20 protein-coding genes are annotated in these 22057 nt (G+C 62.5%); 10 read left to right on the top strand and 10 right to left on the bottom strand.

Annotated elements, in window-relative coordinates:
• Positions 1-158: 158 nt before the first annotated feature.
• Entirely contained in the window at positions 159-1526 is a 1368-nt protein-coding gene (locus FA94_RS09690) for an MFS transporter (protein WP_035550142.1), read from the top strand.
• Positions 1527-1621: 95 nt separating this feature from the next.
• A complete protein-coding gene (locus tag FA94_RS09685; protein ID WP_035550138.1) occupies positions 1622-2296 on the top strand; it encodes a type IV pili methyl-accepting chemotaxis transducer N-terminal domain-containing protein in 675 nt (224 codons plus the stop codon).
• 77 nt (positions 2297-2373) lie between these two features.
• Here the strand turns inward: FA94_RS09685 and FA94_RS09680 are convergent, their stop codons facing one another.
• Positions 2374-3300 (bottom strand): LysR family transcriptional regulator, encoded by a 927-nt coding sequence (locus FA94_RS09680; protein WP_035550135.1) that lies wholly within the window; start codon positions 3298-3300, stop codon positions 2374-2376.
• Between the two features lie 154 nt (positions 3301-3454).
• On the opposite strand from FA94_RS09680, the gene FA94_RS09675 reads away from it, so the two are divergent.
• Positions 3455-4462: a zinc-dependent alcohol dehydrogenase family protein gene (locus FA94_RS09675; protein WP_197070286.1), complete on the top strand. Its 1008-nt coding sequence runs from the start codon at positions 3455-3457 to the stop codon at positions 4460-4462.
• Between the two features lie 130 nt (positions 4463-4592).
• Here FA94_RS09675 and FA94_RS09670 read toward each other — a convergent pair whose 3' ends face one another.
• Positions 4593-5768 carry a porin gene (locus tag FA94_RS09670; RefSeq protein ID WP_035550129.1) on the bottom strand — a complete coding sequence of 392 codons (1176 nt, stop codon included), beginning with the start codon at positions 5766-5768 and terminating at the stop codon, positions 4593-4595.
• A 284-nt stretch (positions 5769-6052) separates the two neighbouring features.
• On the opposite strand from FA94_RS09670, the gene aldA reads away from it, so the two are divergent.
• The 4 genes from aldA (at position 6053) to FA94_RS09650 (ending at position 11894) form a co-directional block, all read left to right on the top strand.
• Complete coding sequence (aldA, locus tag FA94_RS09665) at positions 6053-7489, top strand: aldehyde dehydrogenase (RefSeq protein ID WP_035550126.1); 1437 nt, start codon at positions 6053-6055, stop codon at positions 7487-7489.
• Between the two features lie 133 nt (positions 7490-7622).
• The gene (locus FA94_RS09660) at positions 7623-8945 is read left to right on the top strand and encodes an MFS transporter (RefSeq protein WP_035550123.1); all 1323 of its coding nucleotides are present in this window, start codon (positions 7623-7625) and stop codon (positions 8943-8945) included.
• Positions 8946-10163, top strand: coding sequence for a mandelate racemase/muconate lactonizing enzyme family protein (locus FA94_RS09655; RefSeq protein WP_035550120.1), 1218 nt, complete (start codon positions 8946-8948; stop codon positions 10161-10163).
• A 69-nt stretch (positions 10164-10232) separates the two neighbouring features.
• Positions 10233-11894 carry a GMC family oxidoreductase gene (locus tag FA94_RS09650; protein WP_035550118.1) on the top strand — a complete coding sequence of 554 codons (1662 nt, stop codon included), beginning with the start codon at positions 10233-10235 and terminating at the stop codon, positions 11892-11894.
• A gap of 112 nt (positions 11895-12006) precedes the next feature.
• Here the strand turns inward: FA94_RS09650 and FA94_RS09645 are convergent, their stop codons facing one another.
• From FA94_RS09645 to tam, 3 genes are all read right to left on the bottom strand, one after another.
• Entirely contained in the window at positions 12007-12942 is a 936-nt protein-coding gene (locus tag FA94_RS09645; RefSeq protein WP_035550115.1) for a LysR substrate-binding domain-containing protein, read from the bottom strand.
• 431 nt (positions 12943-13373) lie between these two features.
• Positions 13374-13739 carry a hypothetical protein gene (locus FA94_RS09640; protein ID WP_035561788.1) on the bottom strand — a complete coding sequence of 122 codons (366 nt, stop codon included), beginning with the start codon at positions 13737-13739 and terminating at the stop codon, positions 13374-13376.
• 218 nt (positions 13740-13957) lie between these two features.
• The gene (gene tam, locus FA94_RS09635; RefSeq protein WP_035550112.1) at positions 13958-14734 is read right to left on the bottom strand and encodes a trans-aconitate 2-methyltransferase; all 777 of its coding nucleotides are present in this window, start codon (positions 14732-14734) and stop codon (positions 13958-13960) included.
• Between the two features lie 175 nt (positions 14735-14909).
• Between tam and FA94_RS09630 the strand changes: the two genes are divergently transcribed.
• The gene (locus FA94_RS09630; RefSeq protein WP_035550109.1) at positions 14910-15806 is read left to right on the top strand and encodes a LysR family transcriptional regulator; all 897 of its coding nucleotides are present in this window, start codon (positions 14910-14912) and stop codon (positions 15804-15806) included.
• Between the two features lie 40 nt (positions 15807-15846).
• Here FA94_RS09630 and FA94_RS09625 read toward each other — a convergent pair whose 3' ends face one another.
• The 3 genes from FA94_RS09625 to FA94_RS09615 all read right to left on the bottom strand — a co-directional run bounded on the left by FA94_RS09625 (position 15847) and on the right by FA94_RS09615 (position 19439).
• Positions 15847-16494 (bottom strand): GntR family transcriptional regulator, encoded by a 648-nt coding sequence (locus FA94_RS09625; protein ID WP_035550107.1) that lies wholly within the window; start codon positions 16492-16494, stop codon positions 15847-15849.
• Between the two features lie 181 nt (positions 16495-16675).
• Positions 16676-18034 carry an aspartate aminotransferase family protein gene (locus tag FA94_RS09620; protein ID WP_035550105.1) on the bottom strand — a complete coding sequence of 453 codons (1359 nt, stop codon included), beginning with the start codon at positions 18032-18034 and terminating at the stop codon, positions 16676-16678.
• A gap of 55 nt (positions 18035-18089) precedes the next feature.
• Positions 18090-19439, bottom strand: coding sequence for a glutamine synthetase family protein (locus FA94_RS09615; RefSeq protein ID WP_051980514.1), 1350 nt, complete (start codon positions 19437-19439; stop codon positions 18090-18092).
• Positions 19440-19686: 247 nt separating this feature from the next.
• Here FA94_RS09615 and FA94_RS09610 point away from each other — a divergent pair, with 247 nt between their 5' ends.
• Together FA94_RS09610 and FA94_RS09605 are read left to right on the top strand one after the other, a co-directional pair.
• Positions 19687-20310, top strand: a complete 624-nt coding sequence (locus FA94_RS09610) for a glutathione S-transferase family protein (RefSeq protein WP_035550102.1) — start codon at positions 19687-19689, stop codon at positions 20308-20310.
• Between the two features lie 192 nt (positions 20311-20502).
• The gene (locus FA94_RS09605; protein WP_231584915.1) at positions 20503-20883 is read left to right on the top strand and encodes a hypothetical protein; all 381 of its coding nucleotides are present in this window, start codon (positions 20503-20505) and stop codon (positions 20881-20883) included.
• A 54-nt stretch (positions 20884-20937) separates the two neighbouring features.
• Here FA94_RS09605 and tssE read toward each other — a convergent pair whose 3' ends face one another.
• Both tssE and FA94_RS09595 read right to left on the bottom strand, forming a co-directional pair.
• Entirely contained in the window at positions 20938-21396 is a 459-nt protein-coding gene (tssE, locus tag FA94_RS09600) for a type VI secretion system baseplate subunit TssE (RefSeq protein ID WP_035550096.1), read from the bottom strand.
• A gap of 132 nt (positions 21397-21528) precedes the next feature.
• Entirely contained in the window at positions 21529-22014 is a 486-nt protein-coding gene (locus FA94_RS09595) for an Hcp family type VI secretion system effector (protein ID WP_035550093.1), read from the bottom strand.
• Positions 22015-22057 lie beyond the last annotated feature (43 nt).

Raw genomic sequence — 22057 nt, 5'->3', positions numbered from 1 at the left:
CGAGCGTCAAACGACGGACCCGGATGGCATGGAGGTTGCATGTTCAAGCCGGTTTTCAACCTTGTCGACCATTCCGGTGCATGGCAAAAAGCACAGCACCACGCAGCCTCATACGTTGCGGCCGGATAGACGAACAATCAGTTTTATGAGGATGTCTGATGAAAAACGTGATGAGCTCCCTCAAGAGCGGGGACTGGCGCGCGCTGGTGGCGTGCTTCCTCTATTTCGACACCGGCTTCACGGTCTGGGTGCTGTACGGACCGCTCGCGCCGTTCATCAGCAAAAGCATTGCGATGACGCCCGCGCAGCAAGGTTTTCTGGTGGCCGTGCCGGTGCTGTCGGCGGCGATTCTGCGCGTGACGCTCGGCAATCTCTATCAGTCCGCGCACGGCAAACGCATCGCGCTGATGGGCGTGCTGTTGTCGGCGGTGCCGACGATCGTGCTGCCGCTCATGGCGTCGGTGCCGTCGTACACGGAGCTGCTGGTGCTGGGCGTGTTCCTCGGAGTCGGCGGTGCGAGTTTCGCGGTGGCGTTGCCGATGGCGGGCAGCAACTATCCGCCGAAGGTGCAGGGGCTGGTGCTGGGTCTGGCCGCGGCCGGCAATATCGGCGCGGTGCTCGACGGTTTCCTGTTCCCGCAACTGGCCACGCACTACGGCTGGCAGATGGCCGCCGGCGGCGCGCTGCCCTTGCTCGCGATTGCCGCGATCACGCTGTATTTCTGGGCCAACGACGCGGGCATCAAGTCGGGCAGCGTGCTGCGCGCATTCAGCAGTTTCGCGGTGACGCTGGTGGGGTTGATCGTGCTGGTGCTGCTCGTCGAAGCCGGTCTGTTCGGCGCGGGTAAGACCGGCGTGCTGCTGTTGCCGGTGATCGGCGCGCTGCTGGCTATCGCGGTGCTGCCGAAGCGTTATCGCGCGGTGCTCGGTGAGCGCGATACGTGGGCGATCATGCTGGTGTACAGCATCACGTTCGGCGGTTTCGTCGGCATGTCCTCGTATGTGTCGCTGCTGCTGACTAACCTCTATCAACTGTCGAAGATCGACGCCGGCCTGTTCATGGCGTTGCTCGCCGCGACCGGCGCGATGGTGCGCCCGCTCGGTGGTCTGATCGCCGACAAGGTGTCGGGTGTGCGCGCGCTGACCTTCCTGCTGGCGATCATCTCGCTGTGCGACTTCGTGTTCGCCGCTGCGATGCCTTCGATGGTGGGCGGCATCGCGTTGCTGTTGTGCCTGTACGTGGCCTTTGGTCTCGGCAACGGCGCGACCTTCCAGCTGGTGCCGCATCGCTGGGCGGGGCGTACCGGGTTGATGTCGGGCATTGTCGGCGCGGCGGGCGGGATCGGCGGCTTCTATCTGCCGGTCGTGATGGGCATCGCGAAAGAAAGCACCGGCAGCTATCAGATGGGCTTCGCGACTTTCGGCGCGCTGGCCGCCTGCGCGTTCGTCGCGATCGTCGCGCTGCGCCGTCCGTGGATGGCGTGGTCGATGCAGACCGGCGTAATGCACGCGCACGCCACGGAGTGACGCATCAACCCGGCCGTGCCGGCGCGTTCGTTGCCGCGGTTTTACGCGACGAACGCGCCTGCGGCGGGGACTCTCGACATCGTTAAGAAGTGACCATGAGCATTACCGCACAAAGGCTTCACGTTATACCGGCCGATACGGACGTCTCCAGCGAGGTGATGAGTTCGTTGATCAACATGGCCGGACGTCAGCGGATGCTGTCGCAGCGCATTGCGTTGAAGGCGATGCTGGCGTTCCAGCAATTCGACGGCGCGCTCTCCATTGCGCGCGACACCTTGCGCACGTTCGCCGACAGTCACGCGGCGCTGGTGCAAGGTCGCGACGGCTTGCCGGGATTATTCTCACCGGCGCTGCGTGACGCGTTTCATGGCAATGGCCAGGTGGCGCAGAAGATCGCCGACTTTATCGCGCTGGCCACGGCGGCGCTCGATGCGATCGGACGCGCCGCGCCGCAGTCGGAGGACACGCTCGCCGCCTTGATCGGCTCGGTCGATCCGTTGCTCGCGCAACTGCATGGCGTCACGGCGGTGTATGAAGAGGAGAGCCGGCGGATTGCGCGAGCGCAGAAGAAAGAGCAGCAGAACCTGATCGAACGGATCAAGGCGATCGCGAAAGAGGCGCACATCGTCTCCTTCAACGGTCAGATCGTCGCGAGCCGCACGGATGTGACGGGTCGCGAATTCGCGGTCGTGGCCGGCGTGATGACGTCGATTACGAAGGAACTGGAGGCCGTGGTTAGCGCGTTCGTGAAGAAGACCTCGGGCGGTTGAGGTTTTGCTGTCGCGCGTGAGATTTACCGGGTGTGCGCCGCTTTAATGAATTGGCGCATGACGTCCCACGCGAATCTTCAACTCTTATCGACGATGCCCTCCGCGAGCACAGCGGGCACGCGCGCCGCGAGTTCGTCGATCACGACGCGCATTCGCGACGGCAAATGGCGCGTCTGTTGCCATGCGAGATGCAGATCGATGCGCTGTCCGGGCAATGCCGGCAGCACCTTCACCAGCACGCCGCTCGCCATGGCGTCGGCGATCAGCCAGCACGGCAGACAGGCGATGCCCGTGCCCGCCACGGTAGCGGCAAGAATGGTTTCGAGATCGTCGAAACGCAGGCGGTGCGGAATCACGATGTTCTGCAAGACACCGTCTTCATCCGGAAGCTGCCATGCTGCTTCACGCCTTCCACGCGCATAGAAAATGCCTTGATGGCGCTGCAAATCCGCCACCGTGTCAGGTGTGCCGTTTCTGGCCAGATAAGCGGGCGCCGCGCACAGCGCCATGATCTGTTCGCCGAGCCTGCGCGCCACCAGTCCCGCTGGCGCGCGATTCAATGGCCCGCCGCGCACCACCAGGTCGATGCCTTCTTCGACCAGGTCCATCACGCGATCGGTGAAACTGATCTGCAACTCCAGCTTGGGATAACGCTGCGCCAGTTCCAGCAGAATCGGCGCGACGCAACGTCGCCCGAACAGCACCGGCATGCTGACATGCAGCCTTCCTTGTGGATCCTGACGGCCCGCTGTCAAGGTCGCTTCGCCCGCGTCGAGTTCGGCGAGCGCGCGCACGCAGCGTTCGTAAAACGCGTGACCGTCTTCGGTGAGGCTTTGACTGCGCGTGGTGCGATGAAACAGCCGCGTGCCGAGTTGCTCTTCCAGACGCGCGATGGTCTTGCCCACCGCCGAACGCGACAGATGCATGCGCTCGGCGGCCAGCGCGAAACTGCCGGCTTCGGCGGCGTTGACGAACGCGGCGATGCCGCTCAGACGGTCTCTCATGGAACACGCTCCCTTGGCTCGATGAGCGACGATAGCGGACTGACTGGCGCCAAAAACGCTACAAACTGACGATCAGATACCGCCACTGTAGCGTTTATAGAAACCGTAGACTCTTTTCATCGAAAACGTTCAGGCGGGAGCCGATATGCAAACGATGGGTCAATGGGTCTTACGCGAAGCCGGTGCGCACAATCTGCGGCTGGAAGAAAAGGCAATGCCGACGCCCGGCGCGGGTGAAATCGTGGTGCGGGTCGCGGCGGTGTCGCTGAACTATCGCGACTTGTGGTTTATCGCCGACGAGCAGACGGACACGTCGGCGACGCTGCCGGCTACGCCCGGTTCGGACATGGCCGGCACGGTGGTCGCGACCGGTGCCGGCGTGACGCGTTTCAGCGAGGGCGACGACGTGCTCGGCACGTTCTGGGCGGGTTGGGTGGACGGCGAATGTCCGCCCGACGCGGGCGTGCTCGGCGGCTCGTTGCCCGGCGTGCTGGCGCATTACGTGGTGCTGCACGAATCGTGGGCCGTGCGCGCGCCGCGCTCGCTGAGCGCGGTCGAAGCCAGCACGCTGCCGTGCGCCGGCCTGACCGCGTGGTTCGCGCTGGTGGAGAAGGGCGCGGTCCATGCGGGGCAAACGGTGGTGATGCAAGGCACCGGCGGCGTCGCGTTGTTCGGCGTGCAACTGGCGCGTGCGCATGGCGCGCAGGTGATCGCCACCACGAGCAGCGCCGCCAAGCTGCAGCGCGTGCTGGAACTGGGCGCGACGCATGGCATCGACCGTAACGCCACGCCCGACTGGGAGCGTGTCGCGCGTGAGCTGACCGGCGGGCGCGGCGTCGATCATGTGTTCGAACTGGCGGGCGGCGAGAACCTCGGTGCTTCGTTGCGCGCGTTGCGGCAAGGCGGCCGTATTTCGCTGATCGGCACGCTGGATGGCTACAGCATGTCGCTGCCGAGCATTCCGAGTTTCCTCGGACGGCCGACGATCCAGGGCATCGGCGTTGGCCATCGGCGCGCGCTTGACGACCTGGTGCGCGCGGTCGATGCGCTCGCACTCAAACCGGTGGTCGATACGGTCTATGCATTCGACCAACTGCCGGCCGCGCTCGCGCATCTGGAGCGGGGGGCGTTCGGGAAAGTGGTGGTGAAAGTCGGCGATTGAGTCTCGCGGGCGAACAATGGACGATGCACGTTGCGAACGTGTTCAAAGAATGCGAGCTGTATACGGAACGTGAACATCGGAAAAACCTGAACACGGCGGGGCCTGCTGCCGCCCCGCCGGTTGCCTTCAATTAGAACTTATGCCGCAACGCGACCCGCACGGCCACCTGGGTGCCCGTCGACGACGGCGCCTGCACGCCCGGAATGAATGCGTCGTCGAGAATCGAGTGGGTCGAACTGCCCGCCACCTTCTGATATTCGCCCTGAACGTAGACGTCCGTGCGTCTGGAAAGGTTGTAGTCCGCCATCAGACCGACCGAGTGAATCTTCGGCTTCACGCTGCCTGACGACGCGTCGTAGTTCTCCATGGTGTAGACATACTGTGCCCCGACGAAGAACGCCGGCGTGAACTGGTATTTGCCGTTCACTTCGAAGTTCTGGTACTTCAGCGTATTCAACGTGACGCCGGCCGCAGCCAGCGGAATGCCGATATAGCCGTTGCCGGTCGGGTTCTGGTAGTTCGAGTTGGTGTACGCAAACCCCGCAGTCGCGGAGCCGAATGTGTAGTTGATGCCGCCGCCGAACACGCGCATGCGGCCGGCGATAAAGCTCGCGTCGTTCGCGGTGATCGCGCCGGTGGAGCCCACGCCCGGATTGTCCGCCTGCAGGTAGGCCGCCGCGATCAGCAGCCCGCCGTTCGCGTACTGTCCGCCGAAGCTGTACGCGCGGTTGTTCGCGAAGTTGGTGTCGTTGCTGAAGCTATAGACGCCGCCGAACTGGAAGCCAGCGATATCCGGGCTCGCGTATTTCACGCTATTGCCGAGGCGGAACGAGTTGTCGGTGTTGTCGTTGTCGTACGGATGCGCGAACAGATAGCCGGCCCAGTTGCCGTTGGCCGTGGTCTGCGCGAGGTAATCGACCACCGAGTCGTACTGACGTCCCAGCGTGACCGTGCCGAAACGGTTGTCGCTCAGGCCCACATAGGCCTGGCGGCCGAACATGCGGCCACCCTGGCCCAGACGGCCGGAGCTCACGTCGAAGCCGTTTTCCAACTGGAACACCGCCTTCATGCCGCCGCCCAGGTCTTCCGAACCCTTCATGCCCCAGCGGCTGCCTTGCGCATAACCGCTCGCCATTTCCCACACCGCGCCGCGGCCGGCATTGTTGGTGTAGTCGATCCCCTCGTCGAGCACGCCGTACAGGGTCACGCTGCTTTGCGCGAAAGCCGGCGTCGTCGCCAGCGAGGCGAGCGCCGCGAAACCGGCGAGGGTGGCGGTAGTGGCCGTGGCCAGGCGGTTCTTTTTCATTGTCGAGCTCCAGACGTTGGTAGTGAGCGGCCTTCGGTCCGGGTGGCTGGAACGCCGCCCGCGAGGCCGCTGCTTTTTGGCGAAGCCCGGATTCTGCAATTCGGAATGGGGATCGGCGTATAAGGTCGATCCCTGGATAAACATGATTTTTTCGAATGTTTGTCACGCAAATTATTCGCTTGTGGGTCGCCCTGACGAGGAGAAAAATTCTGTTCATGCAACTTAGGCATGAAGGCGATAGCCGGAGGCCATGCGTTTTGCACCACGCCATTCAGGAGACGACCATGCGAATCGAGCGGAATTTTTCTAACGGACGGTTCAACGAACCCGCCACCGGATCCGCGAGCGACGAACTCATCGCCGTCCATAACCCGGCCACCGGCGCTGTGATCGCCCATGTCACGGCGGCCACGCCGGCCGAGACCCTTGCCGCGGTCGACGCCGCCGCTGCCGCGCAGAAGGGCTGGCGCAAGCTGCCTTCCGCCGAACGCGGCGCTTATCTGCACAAGCTCGCCGACGCGCTGACCGAATGCGCGCCCGCCATTGGCGCGGCGCTCGCGCTGGAGTCGGGCAAGAGTGTCGCCGACGCCACCAACGAAGCCATCTACGCCGGCCAGATCACCCGCTATCACGCCGAATGGGCGCGCCGTATCGAAGGCGAAGTGATTCCGAGCGATACGCCCGACGAAAACCTCGTGCTGCATCGCGAGCCGATCGGCGTGGTGGCCTGCCTGATTCCGTTCAACTATCCGGTCTACACGTTCATGCGCAAGGTGGCGCCCGCGTTGATCGCCGGTAATACGGTGGTGGTGCGTCCGAGCAATAACACGCCGACGTCCGCGTTCGAAATCGCCCGCGCTGTCGAGAAGGCCGGCTTGCCCGCGGGCGTCGTGAACATTCTCGCGATGAATCACGCGACCGCCGAAGCGCTCTGCACGCATCCGAAGGTCGGCATGATCACGCTGACCGGCAGCGTCGGCGCGGGCCGCAAGGTGCTGGATTACTGCAAGGCGAATATCGCCAAGCCGTCGCTCGAACTGGGCGGCAAGACACCGGCGATCATCGAAGCCGACGCCGATCTGGAGAAAGCCGCCCGCGATCTGGTGGCGTCCAAGACCACGCACTGCGGTCAGTTGTGTACGGCGATTGAACGCGTCTACGTGCAGGAAAGCGTGCATGACCGCTTCGTCGCGCTGCTGAAACAGCATATGAGCGCAGTGGAAAGCGGCGACCGCAGCGAACAGCCCGCGCTGATGGGTCCGCTCGTCAACGAAGCCTCGCGCCAGTCGATTCACGCCATGGTGGAACGCGCGGTCGCGGCGGGCGCCACGCTCGAAACCGGCGGCACGCTGCCGTCCGGCCCGGGCTTCTTCTATCCGGCCACGTTGCTGACGAATTGCCGTCAGGACATGGAAATCATCCAGGAAGAGACCTTCGGTCCGATCATGCCGGTCGTCAAATACCGCACGCTCGACGAAGCGCTGGAGATGGCGAATGACCACCAGTTCGGTTTGTCGTCGGTGTTGTACACGGAGACCTATCGCGCCGCGATGAAGGTCGCCAACGGCATCGAAGCGGGCGAGCTGTATGTGAACCGCACGCCGGCCGATCCGTATCAGGGCTTCCACGCCGGCTGGAAACGCTCGGGTCTCGGCGGCGACGACGGCAAGCACGGCATGCTCGAATTCACGCAGACCCGTCTCGTGGTCATGAAGTACTGAAGCAGAACCGGCGCGCGCCGCACGCTTCAAGGCACGGCGCGCGTTTTATCCACCCGCAGTTAAATCCATAACAAAACATATTGGAGACCCGGCGGCCGTTCACGCCGGCACGGTGTCTCTAAGGAGCGCTCACGTGTCATCGCAACCCGTTCGTCACGCCGCCTCGCTCGCTTTAAGCGACGCCGAAGCCGCACTGCAAAAGAATAAAACCCAGCGCTATATCCAGCTCATGCTGCTGGTGATCGCCGCCGGCGCGATCTATCCGATTCTCTATCTGCGGCAGGTGTATCAGCCGACGATGCTCGAAGTGTTCCACATCACCGATAGCCAACTGGGTTATCTGTATTCGTCGCTGGGCACGATTTTTCTGGTGAGCTATCTGCCGAGCGGCTGGCTGGCCGACCGTATTGCACCGCGTCTGCTGATCTGCTTTTCGCTGATCGCCACCGGCGTACTGGGCTTGTGGTATTCGACCGCGCCGTCGTTCCCGATGCTGATGCTGATCTTCGGCGGCTGGGGTTTGTCGACCGGTTTGACGTTCTGGGCCGCCGTCATCAAACGCGTGACGATGATTGCCGGCGCGCAGGAGCAGGGCCGTTTCTTCGGTTTGCTCGACGGTGGCCGCGGCCTGATCGAAGCGATGCTCGCGACCATCGCGATCTCGCTGTTCGCGTGGGTGACGCAGACCAAAGGTGAAACGGTCGCGGCCGGTTTCAAGCTGGTCGTTTATATGTACGCGATTCTGTGTATCGCGCTCGGCGTGATTCTGGCGTTGGTCAAAGATCCGCAAGGCGCGGAAGATGCCGCGGCCAATCGCGCATCGCGTCAACGCAGCAACGTGCTGGTCGATCTGAAAACGCTCGCGAAGATTCCCGAGCTGTGGCTGGTCGCGGCCATCGTGTTCTGCGGCTATCAGGTGTTCTGGGCCACCTACAGTTTTTCCGCTTATCTGCACGAAGGCGAGATCGGCCTGACCGTCGTGATGGCCGGCACGATCACCACGCTCAAGCTGTGGATGCGGCCGATCGGCGGCATTGGCGGCGGCTTTCTCGGCGACCGTTATTCCAAGGTGTCGGTGCTGGTGATCGCGCTGTTTCTCGCCGCGCTGTCGCTGCTTGGTCTGATGGCCGCGCCGCGTATTTCGAGCCATGTGCTGCTGGTGTTCCTCGTGCTGTTCATCGGCATTCTGACGTACGCGATTCGCGGCCTGTACTGGTCGCTGCTGGACCGCTGCAATATTCCGGTCACCACGATGGGCCTCGCGATCGGCCTGATCTCCGTACTCGGTTATTCGCCGGACGTGTTCCTGCCGCTGATCAACGGCTATCTGACGCAGACCTTCCCGGGCGTCTTCGGCTATCAACTGTATTTCGGCTATGTGGCCGCCATGGCGGCGCTCGGTGGGTTTGCCGGGCTCGCGCTGAGAAACATGCTTAACAGAAAAGAGGGTGCGTAAATGAAAGTTGTCTCGCTCGAAACGCATATCGTCGCCGTCCCGCCGCCGCATGTGGGCGGCATGTACTGGATCTTCGTCAAGCTCAAGACCGATTGCGGTATTGAAGGCGTCGGCGAAATCTATTCGGCGACGTTTCATCCGAAGGCGATGACCGCCATCATCGACGATGTGTTCGGCCGTTATCTGCTCGATAAGGACCCGCATCATATCGAGCGGCTCTGGCGCGAAGCGTATTCGAGCGGGTTCACGCAACGCCCCGATCTGACGATGATGGGCGTAGTCAGCGGCCTCGAAATGGCGTGCTGGGACATTATCGGCAAGGCGGCCAACAAGCCGGTATACGAGCTGCTGGGCGGCATGGTGAATCAGCGTTTGCGCTCGTACACGTATCTGTATCCGAAGAACAGCCGCGGCGAGTACGACTACGACGATCCCGATCTCGCGGCCGAATGCGCGCTCGAGAACGTGAAGCGCGGCTTCACCGCGGTCAAGTTCGATCCGGCGGGTCCGTACACCGCGTATTCGGGCCATCAATTGTCGATGGAAGTGCTGGACCGTTGCGAAACGTTCTGCCGGCGCGTGCGGGAAGCCGTGGGCAGCAAGGCCGATCTGCTGTTCGGCACGCATGGTCAGATGGTGCCGTCGTCGGCGATTCGTCTTGCCAGGCGCCTCGAAAAATACGATCCGTTGTGGTTCGAAGAACCGGTGCCGCCGGGCCAGGAAGGCGCGATGGCGCAAGTCGCGCGGCACACCAGCATTCCGATTGCGGCTGGCGAACGCCTGACCACCAAGTACGAGTTCTTCAAGCTGCTCGAAGCGGGCGCCGCGTCGATTTTGCAACTGAACGTGGCGCGCGTGGGCGGCCTGCTCGAAGCGAAGAAAGTCGCGACGCTGGCCGAGGTGTACTACGCGCAGATCGCACCGCATCTGTACAACGGACCGATCGGCGCGGCGGCCAGTATTCAGCTTGCAACCTGCACGCCGAACTTCCTGATTCAGGAAAGCATCGGCACATGGGACGGTTTCCATGCAGCGGTGTTGAAGAAGCCGATTCAATGGGAAGACGGCTACATCATTCCGTCGCAGGAACCGGGCTTGGGCGTCGAATTGAACATGGACGTCGTCCGGCAGCACACGCCGTACACCGGCGAGCGTCTGCATCTGCAAATGGCCGCACAACCCGTCGACGTGAAAGACCTCGCGCCGGCCAAGGGTTGAAGTGGATCGGCCCCGGTTGACCGTGGCATCAGTATTCAATGGATTGGGCGCCGTCTGGCGACATAGAGCATGAACTACGATTACATCATCGTCGGCGCGGGTTCGGCGGGCTGCATTCTCGCCAATCGCCTGTCGGCGTCGGGCCAATATTCGGTGCTGCTGCTGGAAGCGGGCGGCAAGGACAGCTCGTTCTGGTTCAAGATTCCGGTGGGTTTCACGAAGACGTATTACAACGAAACCTACAACTGGATGTACTACAGCGAGCCCGAACAGGAACTCGACAACCGGCCGATCTATTGTCCGCGCGGCAAGGTGCAGGGCGGCTCGGGCTCGATCAACGCAATGATCTACGTGCGCGGCCAGCCGCATGATTTCGACGATTGGGCTGCGGCGGGCAACCCGGGCTGGGCGTTTCGCGACGTGCTGCCGGTTTTCCGCAAGCTCGAATCGCATCCGCTCGGCAACACGGAATATCACGGCGCGGACGGCCCGATCCGTATTTCGCCGATGAAAGACGACGTGCACCCGATTTGTCACGTGTTCCTCAAAGGTTGCGACCAGGCCGGTTATCAGCGCAGCGACGACTTCAACGGCGCGAACTTCGAAGGCGCGGGCATCTACGACGTGAATACGCGTAACGGTCAGCGTTCGTCGAGCAGCTTCGAGTATCTGCATCCGGTGCTGACGCGCAAGAACCTGACGGTCGAGCGCGAGGTACTCGTGAGCCGCGTGCTATTCGACGGCAATCAGCGCGCGATCGGCGTGAGCGTCACGCAAAACGGCGCGGCGCGGCAATTCACGGCGAACCGTGAAGTGATTCTGTCGGCGGGCGCGGTCGATTCGCCGAAGCTGCTGCAATTGTCCGGCGTGGGCGACAGCGCGTTGCTCGCGCAGCATCGCATCGCGATGGTCAAGGAACTGCCTGCCGTGGGTCGGAACCTGCAGGACCATCTGTGCGTGAGCTTCTACTACCGCGCGAATATCAAGACGCTGAACGACGAAATGCGGCCGCTGCTCGGCAAGCTGAAACTCGGCTTGCAGTATCTGCTGACGCGCAAGGGGCCGCTGGCGATGAGCGTGAACCAGTCGGGCGGTTTCTTCAAAGGCAACGAGCACCAGACGCAGCCGAATCTGCAGCTCTATTTCAATCCGCTGTCGTATCGCATTCCGAAGAGCAACAAGGCGAGTCTCGAACCGGAACCGTATTCGGGTTTCCTGCTGGCCTTCAATCCGTGCCGTCCGACCAGCCGTGGTTCGATTGAGATCGCGTCGAACCGCGCCGAAGATGCCGCAAAGATTCGCATCAACGCACTCACCACGGAGAAGGACATCGACGAGGTGATTCAGGGTTGCGAGCTGGTGCGCGAGGTGATGTCGGCACCGGCACTGAAGGCGATCACGGTCGAGGAAATCTCGCCGGGGCCGCAGGTGAATAGCCGCGAAGGCTTCTTGCAGTATTTCCGCGAGCAGTCGGGTTCGATCTATCACCTGTGTGGTTCGTGCGCGATGGGCGACGATCCGCGCACCTCGGTGGTCGATGCGCGTTTGCGCGTGCATGGCACGGCCGGCTTGCGGGTGGTGGATGCGTCGATTTTTCCGAACATCACGTCCGGCAATATCAATGCGCCGACCATGATGGTGGCGGAAAAGGGCGCCGGGATGATTCTCGAAGACGCGGCGAGCGAAGCCGCGCATCAACCGAAGGCAGCGGAGTTGGCTGCGGCAGCTTGATCGCAGATGGTTTGAGTTGAGTTCTTCAACGCAATAAACAACCGCGCCGATGCGAAAGTATCGGCGCGGTTTTTCTATGTCCGCTCGCGCGGCACTATCGCTATCGTACGGATCACAGCGGGTCGCCCAGCGGCGCCGACTCCGACGAATCGAGCGCCATGCCGCTCAGCCAGATTTCCTGTTGCAGCCAGTCGCGAAACAGCGCCACGTGGGGCAGATCGTCTTGTCCCTCGCGCGTGACGAACCAGTACGACTGGTGGCCGTCCACATGGACGTTCAGCACGGGCACGAGCAGGCCTTCCGCGAGTTCGCGACCAATCATGTGACGATCGGCGATTGTGACGCCGAGCCCGTCGATCGCTGCGCGAATGGCGTGGTCGAGCAGATCGAATTCATAGCCACCGCTGGTGTCGACATTGTCGATGCCCGCCGCCTTCAACCAATGCTGCCAAGTGAGATACCGCTGATCGGCGCTGGCGAGCACATGCAGCAGCGTGAACTGATTCAGGTCGAGCGCCGCGCGGCCTGCCTGGCGCGCGAGCAGACCCGGTGCGCAGACAGCGATGTGCCGTTCGTTCATGAGCAGACGATTGTCGAAACCTTCCCATTCGCCGTTGCCGAAGCGGATTGCGCAGTCGAGCACGCCGGACTCTGCGAGGTTATCGTCGACGCGGGTTGACAGGCTGAGTTCGAGATGCGGATAGGCGTCACGCAGGCGGCCCAGACGCGGCATGAGCCAGCGGCTCGTGAAGGTGGGTGGTGCGTTGATGCGCAGCCGGTTACGGTGGGTTTTATCTTGCAGACTGCGCACCGTGAGTTCGATGCGATCGAACGAGTGTTGCAGCGCCTGCAGGAGGATCCGTCCGGCGGCGGAGAGTTCCAGATGATGATGATGACGTTGCAGTAACGTCTCACCGAGTTGCGTCTCCAGCTGCCGGACTTGCCGGCTGACCGCGCTTTGGGTGACGTTGAGCAATTCCGCGGCGCGGGTAAAGCTGCCCGTACGGCCGGCGACTTCGAAGGCTTTAAGCGCGTTCAGCGCGGGCATTTTGCGTTTCAAGGTGATCGACCGGGTACGTGACGCGCGACGGCGCGGTGCCCGATATTTTAGCTGCCAGCTTGCCCACCCGGCGCGAGGATTAGCGCGACCCAGCCACCGCAGAGCGAGAAACCCAAAAAGCCCCGGAATTGAAGAACGACCGTGGGGCGCGCGCAGCGCCGCCGGAAGAATGACGGCCTTGTCACGAGGGCGGAAGGTGCGAGAACTCAGATTCCAGATGAGCCACTACCATGGGCTGCGCGGGGGAGCCGCTTATGGGCTGGCGGTGTGGGCCCGCTTTCTTTGCTTACTTTCTTTGCGGCGGCAAAGAAAGTGAGTGCCGCCCCGCACAGGGGCAACACTAATAGACCACTGCGACATCAAGGAAAGGCCAACACCCGGCGAAACCAACCAACCGACGTCGCCGACCAGGCAACCCCCTAATCAGCCACCCGCCGATCAGCCAGCGCACTCTGACAATCCCCAAAAACCTGCCGCACAAGCCTGGCTTGGGGATCCAACTCAACCGTATCGAGAATTTCCTCAACCGCATCCCGAGCCCAATCCGCCTCGACAAACCCGGCATGCCGCCTGGCAATCTCAACAGCGGTAGCGGACAACTTGGCGATACTCAACCAATCCGCCTCCCGCGAGCGCCGGTCGAGCCACTTATGCGCGGCTTGCACATGAAACGCCGCGTCGGGCCAATCCTCATTCAGGTAATAAGCGCCAAGACTCCCGCATGTGAGCCAGCACAACAGCTCAAGACGGTCACGTGGACTCAGATGGTGGCGTACATCACTCATGGCGACGCTCGCTGCGGTAATGGGCATGTCAGTGAGAACGGCGACCACCGTCCTCCGCTTTCACTGAACAATATCACGCAGAATTCGCGAGCGGCAAAGTCTGACGTACCTTGGCGCACCTTTCCCATCAGCGCGTCATGCCGTGCGCGCCCAACCGCACGAAACCGACCGCCAGCGCGCGGTTTCGCCGCCCCGACGAACCGCGCGACCCCGCAAATCTAGCGCGTAGCGACGACAAAAAGCCGCGGAAACGGCAGCAACACCGTGCCGTCGTCCAACGCCGGATACGCCCGCGCCATCTCGTCCCGATAGCGCTGCAGGAAAGCCGGCTCTTCGGCCTCGTCGAGTTGGGCCAGAAACGGCCGCAGCGCGCTGCCCTTGAACCACTCGACCACCGCATCCGCGCCGCCCGTCAGTGGATGATGGTAGACGGTACGCCACACGTCGACCCGCGCGCACAACGGCTTGAGCAGCGAGTAATACCAGGCCGCGCCATGCCGCATGGTGCGTTCGACCCCCGCCAGCTTTGGCGCCCACGGGCCATCGAGCGCGATTTCGCGCAGCAGGCGGTGCGCCGGTTCGTCGAGATTGTCCGGCATCTGCACCGCGAGGCTGCCGCCCGCCGCGAGTTTCGTCACCAGCGACGGGAACAGCCGCTCGTGGTCGGGCACCCATTGCAGCACGGCATTGGCGAGAATCAGATCGTACGGTCCCGGCGCGTCCCACGTCGAAATGTCGACCACGTCGAACTGGAACTGCGGCAGGCGTTTGCGCGCCGCCGCGACCATGTCGGCGGAACTGTCCAGACCGCTGACCGCCGCGCCCGGCAGACGCGCGGCCAGCGCTTCGGTGGAATTGCCGGGCCCGCAGCCGATGTCGATCGCAACCCGGACGTCCGTGGCCGGCACCGCCGCCAGCAGATCCTTGACCGGACGCGTGCGCTCGTTTTCGAACAGCACGTACTGTTTCGCATACCAATCCGTCGTCGATGTCATGTGACGCTCCTTTTGTGTTCGTGGGTGTTTGTGGGTGGTCGTCGGTGGGCGATAGCGGAGTCCGGTCGTCGCCGGTCCCGTGTGGGGTATCTTGAACCGATCCGATACGGCTATTCTCGGCGGCGTCGCACGCAGAGTAAAATGAATTTATCTTCCCGATTCCTTCATTTTTCTAATGAAAATCGACACGCTCGGTGTTCAGGCCTTCGTCGCGATTGCCGATCGCGGCAGCTTTCAAAGCGCGGCCGATTCGCTGCACGTCACGCAAACGGCCATTACGCAGCGTCTGCGTAAGCTCGAAACGTATCTCGGCGTCACGCTGATCGAACGGACCACGCGCTCCATGGCGCTGACGGAAATCGGCCGCAGTTTTCTGCCGCAAGCGCGGCGGCTTCTCGGTGAACTCGCCGACGCGCTGGCTGAAATCCGCGAAACCGGCGTGGCGTGTCGTGGCGATGTATCGATCGCCTGCGTGCCGACCGTCGGCGTGCAGTATTTGCCGCGCATTCTGCAGGCGTATTCCGCGCGCTATCCGCATAACCGCATCAAGATTCTCGATCACGCGTCGTCGGCGGTGGAGGCGGCGGTGCTGCGCCGGGAAGTCGAGTTCGGCATCAATATCGCGCGCGATCATCATCCGGATCTGGCGAGCGTGCCGTTGACCGAAGACCGTTACGTGCTGATTTGCCACCAGGATCATCCGCTCGCGAAGCGGCGGCGCCTCGCGTGGCAGCAGTTGCAGTCGTATCCGCTGATCTTTGCCGGCGAGGTGAGCGGCAACCGCGCGTTGCTGGACGTCGCGCTGGAGACGAGTGAACTGGCGTTGCGCTCGTTTTACGAAGTGCAGCGTAGTTCGACCGCGGTGGGGCTGGTCGCGCAAGGGGTGGGCGCCGCCGTGGTGCCGGCGCTGGCGTTGCAGAAGGGCGCATATCCGACGGTTCGGACCGTCGAGCTCACGCATCCGGTGGTGTCGCGCACGCTGGTTCTCGTCGCGCGTAAAACCGCGCAGTTGTCGCCGGCGGCGCAGGCGTTGTACGACATGATTCTCGAACAGGCGACGCTGAAGGTTTGAAGGCTTGAAGACCTGATGCTTTGAATCAGTGGACTCGCCGCTAATCGCACTGTTCGCGCAAACAGATCGCGGCGTGGCTTAAATCGCGTTCGATTGCCCGGCGTACACCGGTGGCGTCGCGCGCGGTCGCGGCGCTCAGGAGTTCGTCGTGGGCGTCGTTGAGCGTGTCGGCAAAGTGCGCGTCGCCAAACAACAGATTCGAAATCGGACCGACCTGCAGCCACACCGTCTCGATCAACTCAAGCAGCAGCGGCGAGCCGGCCGCGCGGTACAGGATCAGGTGGAATGCTTCGTTGGCGTCGAGATAGCTTTTGGGGTTCGCGGTGCGTAACGCGTCGACCATGTGCGCGTTCAGTTGCGCCAGCGTCGACAGGTCGTGCGACGTGAGATGCGGCACGCCCAGTTCAGCGGCCTGACCTTCGAGAATCAGACGCACACGCAGCACGTCGTCGAATTGCGCCTTGGACAGACGCGGCACCGTGACGCCGCAATTGGGTACGTTGACGAGTGCTGATTCGGCCGCGAGCCGCTGCAGCGCGGCACGCACCGGCATTTCGCCGACGCCGAGTTCAGCCGCCACGTGACGGATCTTGATGCGCTCGCCCGGCACGAAGCGGCCGATGGTTAGCCATTGCCGCAGCGCGTCGTAGGTCTGGTCCTGCAGCGTCTGGTGAAGCGAAGTTTTCATAGAGCGTCTTGCGCGCGCCGTGGAAAGGGTGCGGGAATAGGGCGGCGGTCTAGCGTGGCGGGCCGTTGTGCGGTTTGTGCGTTTCTGTTGCTTCTCGTTCGTCTCGTGTTTCTTGCGCCTGGTGCGCGAGCCTCGTTGCCCGAGGCTGCGCGACTTCGCACGAGGGCATATGCAGCCCGTCTCACACCAATTCGCCAAGGCAATCGTCGAACGCGCCGATCAACCGGTCCACGTCTTGCAACGACGTGTCCGGACACACCAGGATCATGTTGTGAAACGGCGTGATCAGCACGCCGCGATTGAGCAGGTAAAGGTGCACGATCTGCTCGAGTTCGGGGTCGAGTTGCCGTCCGGCTTCGGTGCCGTTGCGCGGCGGCTGCGGCATGAACTGGAATTCGCTGCGCGCGCCCACCCGCGTCACGCACCACGCGAGCCCGTGCCGCGCGATCGCATCCCGAAGTCCGCTCTCGATGCGCTCGGCGAGCGCGAACATATGCGCGTAGGCGGCGTCGGTCATCACCTCGGCGAGCGTGGCGCGGATCGCGCTCATGGCCAGCATGTTCGCGGTGAGCGTGGTGCCGATGCCCGAATGGCCCGGCGGCGCGTCGCGCTTGGCGCGCTGCGCGCGTTCGGCAAGCTCCGCGCTAAAGCCGTACACCGCGCACGGAAAACCGCCGCCCACCGGCTTGCCGAGCACGAACAGATCGGGTGCGAGCCCATGCGCTTTCGTATATCCGCCCGGTCCGCAACTGATGGTGTGCGTCTCGTCGATTGCGAGCAGCGTGCCGTAGCGCCGCATCAGCGCCTGCGCCTGCCGCCAGTAGTCCGGCTCGGGCAGCACCATGCCGATGTTGGTCATCGCCGGTTCGGCGAGCACGCAGGCTACGTCGCCGTCTTTCAGCGCGTGTTCCAGCGCGGCGAGATCGTTGAATTCGATCACGCGGGTCGCTTCGACCAGATCGTGCACCTGGCCGATCAGACTGTCGCGCTGCGCCGGTTTGCCGTCGACGAGGTCGACGAACACGTCGTCCACCGTACCGTGATAGCAGCCGTTGAAAATGACGATCTGCTTGCGTCCGGTCGCCGCGCGCGCCCAGCGCAGCGTGAAGCGGTTGGCGTCGCTCGCGGTCATTGCGAACTGCCAGTAGGGCAGCCCGAAGCGTCGCGCGAGTTCTTCGCCGACCCACGCGGCGTCTTCGCCCGGCAGCATCGTGGTCAGTCCGCGCGCGGCCTGGGCAGCCAGCGCGCGCGCCACGGGCGGCGGCGAATGGCCGAACATCGCGCCGGTGTCGCCGAGGCAGAAGTCGGCGTAACGATGGCCGTCCACGTCCGTAAACGATGCGCCACGCGCTTCATCCACGTACAGCGAGAAGGGCGTGGACCAGTCGTTCATCCAGTGCAGCGGCACGCCGAACAGCAGATGGCGCGCCGCGCGTTCGGACAGCGCGCGCGAGGTCGGCATGGCCTCGACGAACGCGCGACGCTCGCGCTGGACAAGTGCCTGCGCCCGTGTCCAGTTGATGCCATGACGGGTATTCAAGGGTGGACTCTTTAATGAGGGGTTCATGCGTGGTCCGCGTTCAGAAGTCAGACATTTAGACGAGCAGTTGCAGATGCTCGCGTTCCCACGCGGTGATGCCTTGCGAGAAGGTCTCGAATTCCTTTTCCTTCACCGAACAATAGGCATGCACGAAACTCTCGCCCAATACATCGGCGAGTTCGGTGCATTTCATCAGCGCCTTGAGCGCGTCTTCCAGGCCGCGCGGCAATTCGTATTCGAGGTCGTACGCGCTTTCGACCATCGGCGCCGAGGCTTCCTGCTGCTCCACCATGCCGAGATAGCCGCAGGCGAGGGTGGCGGCCATGGCCAGATACGGGTTCACGTCGACGCCCGGCACGCGGTTCTCGAGTCGCCTGCCGTCGGCGTCGGAGTTCGGCACGCGGATGCCGCAGGTGCGGTTGTCGTAGCCCCAGCGCACGTTGATCGGCGCGGCGGTGAAGCGCGACAGGCGCCGGTATGAATTCACGTATGGCGCGAACATCGGCATGGCTTGCGGCATGTACTTCTGCAAGCCGCCGATGTAGTTGAAGAACAGCGGACTCGCCGAGCCGTCCGGCTGCGAAAAGATATTCCGCCCGCTTTCACGGTCGACGATGCTCTGATGGATATGCATCGCGCTGCCCGGTTCCTGCTCCATCGGCTTGGCCATGAAGGTGGCGAAAATGCCGTGCCGGTACGCGGTTTCGCGCACCGCGCGTTTGAACAGGAACACGCGGTCGGCGAGATCGAGCGCGTCGCCGTGCGAGAAGTTGATCTCCATCTGCCCGGCGCCGACTTCGTGCACGAGCGTCTCGACGCCGAGCTGCGTCATCTCGCAGAAACGCGACAGATCCTGGAAGAACGGATCGAATTCGTTGACCGCATCGATCGAAAAAGACTGGCGGCCCGCCTCGTGGCGACCCGCGCGGCCGAGCGGCGGGCGCAGCGGTTCGTGCGGATTCTTGTTCTGCGCGATCAGGTAGAACTCCATCTCCGGCGCCACCACCGGCCGCCAGCCGCGCTCCTCGTACAGCTTCAGCACGCGCCGCAAGACCGCGCGGGGCGAGATGCCGATCGGCTGGCCGTCGAGTCCGACGCAATCGTGAATCACCACCGCGACCTGTTCGATCGCCCACGGCACGAGCCGCACCGTGTTCGGATCGGGAATACACACCATGTCGGGATCGCTCGGCCCCACAAAGCGCTCGAAATCCGCGAACTCGCCGTTGACGGTGATCATTAGCAGCGCGTTCGACATGTGCATCTTGCCCTGCGCGAGGAACAGGTTCTTCGGCACGATCTTGCCGCGCGCGACGCCCGTCATGTCCGGTATCACGCATTCCACTTCATGGATTCGGTGATGCTCCAGAAATTCGCGCAGATCGTCGCGTAGGTCGCTTGGCAAGATGGACTCCAGTCGGTTGATGAAGGCGGCGCGTCGCGCTGCCGGGTCGGAAGCTGGGTTGTTTTGCATTGTGAGATTTGATCAAATAATCGCATGGTTTTTGGGTTTTGGGTGGGTTGGGGCGATCAAAATGGTGTGTGTCTGGCGTTGAGTTGTTTTGAGTTGGGGTGAGTTTTTTCGCTGGCCTGGCGGGGCGCTGGCGAACTGTCCATGTTGTTGATGGCACTTCGCCGCTACGCTTTGAACTATGCTAAAAATACTCGGCAAGACCTCATCGATTAATGTCCGCAAGGTGCTGTGGACTTGCGCCGAACTCGGTTTGGCGTTCGAGCAGGAAGACTGGGGCGCCGGCTTTCGCGCCACCGATGCGCCGGAATTTCTCGCGCTGAACCCCAATGCAATGGTCCCCGTGATCAGAGACGGTGAGTTCGTGCTGTGGGAATCGAATTCGATCATCCGTTACCTTGCCGGCCGTTATCACGGCGAGTCGCTCTACCCAACCGATCCCTGCGCCCGCGCACGATGCGATCAATGGATCGACTGGCAGGCGAGCGAACTGAACCGCGCGTGGAGCTACGCGTTTCTGGCGCTCGTCAGGCAGTCGCCGCTCCATCAGGACCCGAGGCAGATCGAACTGTCGCGCGCGAACTGGGCGCGGCAGATGGGACTCGTGGACCAGCAACTGGCGCGAACGGATGGGTTTATCGCGGGGACTTCGTTTTCGCTCGCCGACATTCCGATTGCGCTGTCGATCAACCGCTGGCTGGAGACGCCGCTGCCGCATGACGATTTTCCCGCGGTCACGGCCTATCTGGCGCGCCTCGCCACGCGTGACGGCTACCGCAAGTATTGCCGTAACGGCACGCCGTAAGGCTCGCAATGCGTTGTACGCCGCGGACGGCTTTCTTTCTGTCTCTTCCTCTCTTTCGGAACCTGAGCGCAGGTCCCGGTACGTTTCGTCGTAGCGGCGTGGTACTTTGCGCCGCTTACAAAAACCCAATGTAATGCTTGCGAAATCCTCTTTGGGTCGGGCATCTGCGCGGGATGACCCGGCTCGCCTACAATGGCCGTTTTTGCGACACAGCCTGAAGGTTCAACGATGCGGGTATCAACATTGGCGCTGGCACTGCTGACAGCGTGTTTCACTCTCAACGCGAACGCCGAGATGACGGCCGCCCAGTACCGGAAATGGGCTCACACGGATAACAACTCGGTCTACGCGGCCTACATTACCGGCACGATCAACGCGCTGGGTTGGGCGAACGGCGATCTGGTCGCGAAGAAACGCGCGCCGCTCTTTTGTCCGCCGACCGACCTTGCCATCGGCAACCAGAACGTCTATCCGCTGCTCGACGAGTTCTTCACCAACCATCCCAGTATTTCGGATGATTTTCCGGTCGGCCTTGCGATCCTTCGTTCACTGCAGGCGGCGTTTCCCTGCTGATGGCTAAGCGCTGCGGGCGTCGGCTGGAATGCTGCTTGATGGCTTGATGGTGCTTCATCGTGGTCTTCCGTGTTCGTCGCGTTGCCGTGGTTTGCGCTTGAGGCGCAGGCGTCCCGTTGGTTCGAAGTACGTGCCGAAGCGCACGAGCCCGGTCTTCCTCAGATGACAGGTCATCACGTAACGCACCGTGATGCCCGGATCAGCGTCCTCGTCGAGATTGTTATCGTCGATTTCTATGTCGATCGAGCCGATTCTCGGTTCGTAAGCGAGCAGCGTGGCTTCCATCTGTTGCTTGAGAAGATGCGCGGAAGCCGGCAGCGCCTTATAGATATTCGTCAGATCGGGCAGCCCGAAACTCGGCACGTGCTTGAGCGATCCGGCTCGTGTATTCAGAATCCGCTCGACATTACGCATGACGCTCATGACTTCCAGCGTCGGGGCACTGTGCGCGCTGAGCGGTTCGCCGCCGATGTGTCCAAGCAGCATGTCGTATAGGGATGGACCGGTTGGCATGGCGTGCGTACTCAGGCGTTTGCTGAACTGAAGCGTGAATGAAAAGATCGGCGTGCGAAGCGGACGGGTGATCGGGTTGTGGCGGTTGGATTGCGGTTGATCGAACCGATAACCCGTCTGACGATCGGGGCGTCACGAGCGTTCGTTCCAGGTGTCCTTATGGATGATGTTTCCGTCCTTGTACGACCAGGTGATCGTTTCGTAGCGCAGTTCGACGTCTTCGAGATGGTTGTGTTTCTCGTACGCCGGATTCTTGATGTCGAGCATCTTCGGACTCACTGCGACCACCTTCACGTTGTCGAGTCGGGTGTTGAAATACTCCTTTTCCTTGCCCGCGTCGTCGATTCGATACCATTTGATTTCGATCGACTTCAGCGTCTGACCGCTCGTCACAGCTTTATAGAAGTACGGCGTTGACGCGTCGGTTTCCTTCGTCAAGGTGATAGGTTTGTGCACGCGCGTGCCGGTCAGCTTGCCGGTATTCGAATCGGTCGGGATGCTCACACCGTGGTCGAAGGCCACGATTTCGACACTACCCTCGCGTCCCTGCACGGTCACCGAACCTTTGATGTCGGCGCCACCATCGTCCTTGATCCACATGTATGCGGGAATTGCCATTGCGTGACTCCTTTTCTATGACTGTGTGTGAACACTGCCCGAT

The sequence above is a fragment of the Burkholderia sp. 9120 genome, assembly GCF_000745015.1.
Lineage (GTDB): Bacteria > Pseudomonadota > Gammaproteobacteria > Burkholderiales > Burkholderiaceae > Paraburkholderia.
This window is presented reverse-complemented; position numbering and strand designations above follow the sequence as displayed.

Excerpts from the sequence above, each read along its gene's own strand:
- FA94_RS09690 (WP_035550142.1), top strand. The coding sequence starts at position 159 with ATGAAAAACGTGATGAGCTCCCTCAAGAGCGGGGACTGGCGCGCGCTG.
- FA94_RS09685 (WP_035550138.1), top strand. The coding sequence starts at position 1,622 with ATGAGCATTACCGCACAAAGGCTTCACGTTATACCGGCCGATACGGAC.
- FA94_RS09680 (WP_035550135.1), bottom strand. The coding sequence starts at position 3,300 with ATGAGAGACCGTCTGAGCGGCATCGCCGCGTTCGTCAACGCCGCCGAA.
- FA94_RS09675 (WP_197070286.1), top strand. The coding sequence starts at position 3,455 with ATGGGTCAATGGGTCTTACGCGAAGCCGGTGCGCACAATCTGCGGCTG.
- FA94_RS09670 (WP_035550129.1), bottom strand. The coding sequence starts at position 5,768 with ATGAAAAAGAACCGCCTGGCCACGGCCACTACCGCCACCCTCGCCGGT.
- aldA (WP_035550126.1), top strand. The coding sequence starts at position 6,053 with ATGCGAATCGAGCGGAATTTTTCTAACGGACGGTTCAACGAACCCGCC.
- FA94_RS09655 (WP_035550120.1), top strand. The coding sequence starts at position 8,946 with ATGAAAGTTGTCTCGCTCGAAACGCATATCGTCGCCGTCCCGCCGCCG.
- FA94_RS09650 (WP_035550118.1), top strand. The coding sequence starts at position 10,233 with ATGAACTACGATTACATCATCGTCGGCGCGGGTTCGGCGGGCTGCATT.
- FA94_RS09645 (WP_035550115.1), bottom strand. The coding sequence starts at position 12,942 with ATGCCCGCGCTGAACGCGCTTAAAGCCTTCGAAGTCGCCGGCCGTACG.
- FA94_RS09640 (WP_035561788.1), bottom strand. The coding sequence starts at position 13,739 with ATGAGTGATGTACGCCACCATCTGAGTCCACGTGACCGTCTTGAGCTG.
- tam (WP_035550112.1), bottom strand. The coding sequence starts at position 14,734 with ATGACATCGACGACGGATTGGTATGCGAAACAGTACGTGCTGTTCGAA.
- FA94_RS09630 (WP_035550109.1), top strand. The coding sequence starts at position 14,910 with ATGAAAATCGACACGCTCGGTGTTCAGGCCTTCGTCGCGATTGCCGAT.
- FA94_RS09625 (WP_035550107.1), bottom strand. The coding sequence starts at position 16,494 with ATGAAAACTTCGCTTCACCAGACGCTGCAGGACCAGACCTACGACGCG.
- FA94_RS09610 (WP_035550102.1), top strand. The coding sequence starts at position 19,687 with ATGCTAAAAATACTCGGCAAGACCTCATCGATTAATGTCCGCAAGGTG.
- FA94_RS09605 (WP_231584915.1), top strand. The coding sequence starts at position 20,503 with ATGGCCGTTTTTGCGACACAGCCTGAAGGTTCAACGATGCGGGTATCA.
- tssE (WP_035550096.1), bottom strand. The coding sequence starts at position 21,396 with ATGCCAACCGGTCCATCCCTATACGACATGCTGCTTGGACACATCGGC.
- FA94_RS09595 (WP_035550093.1), bottom strand. The coding sequence starts at position 22,014 with ATGGCAATTCCCGCATACATGTGGATCAAGGACGATGGTGGCGCCGAC.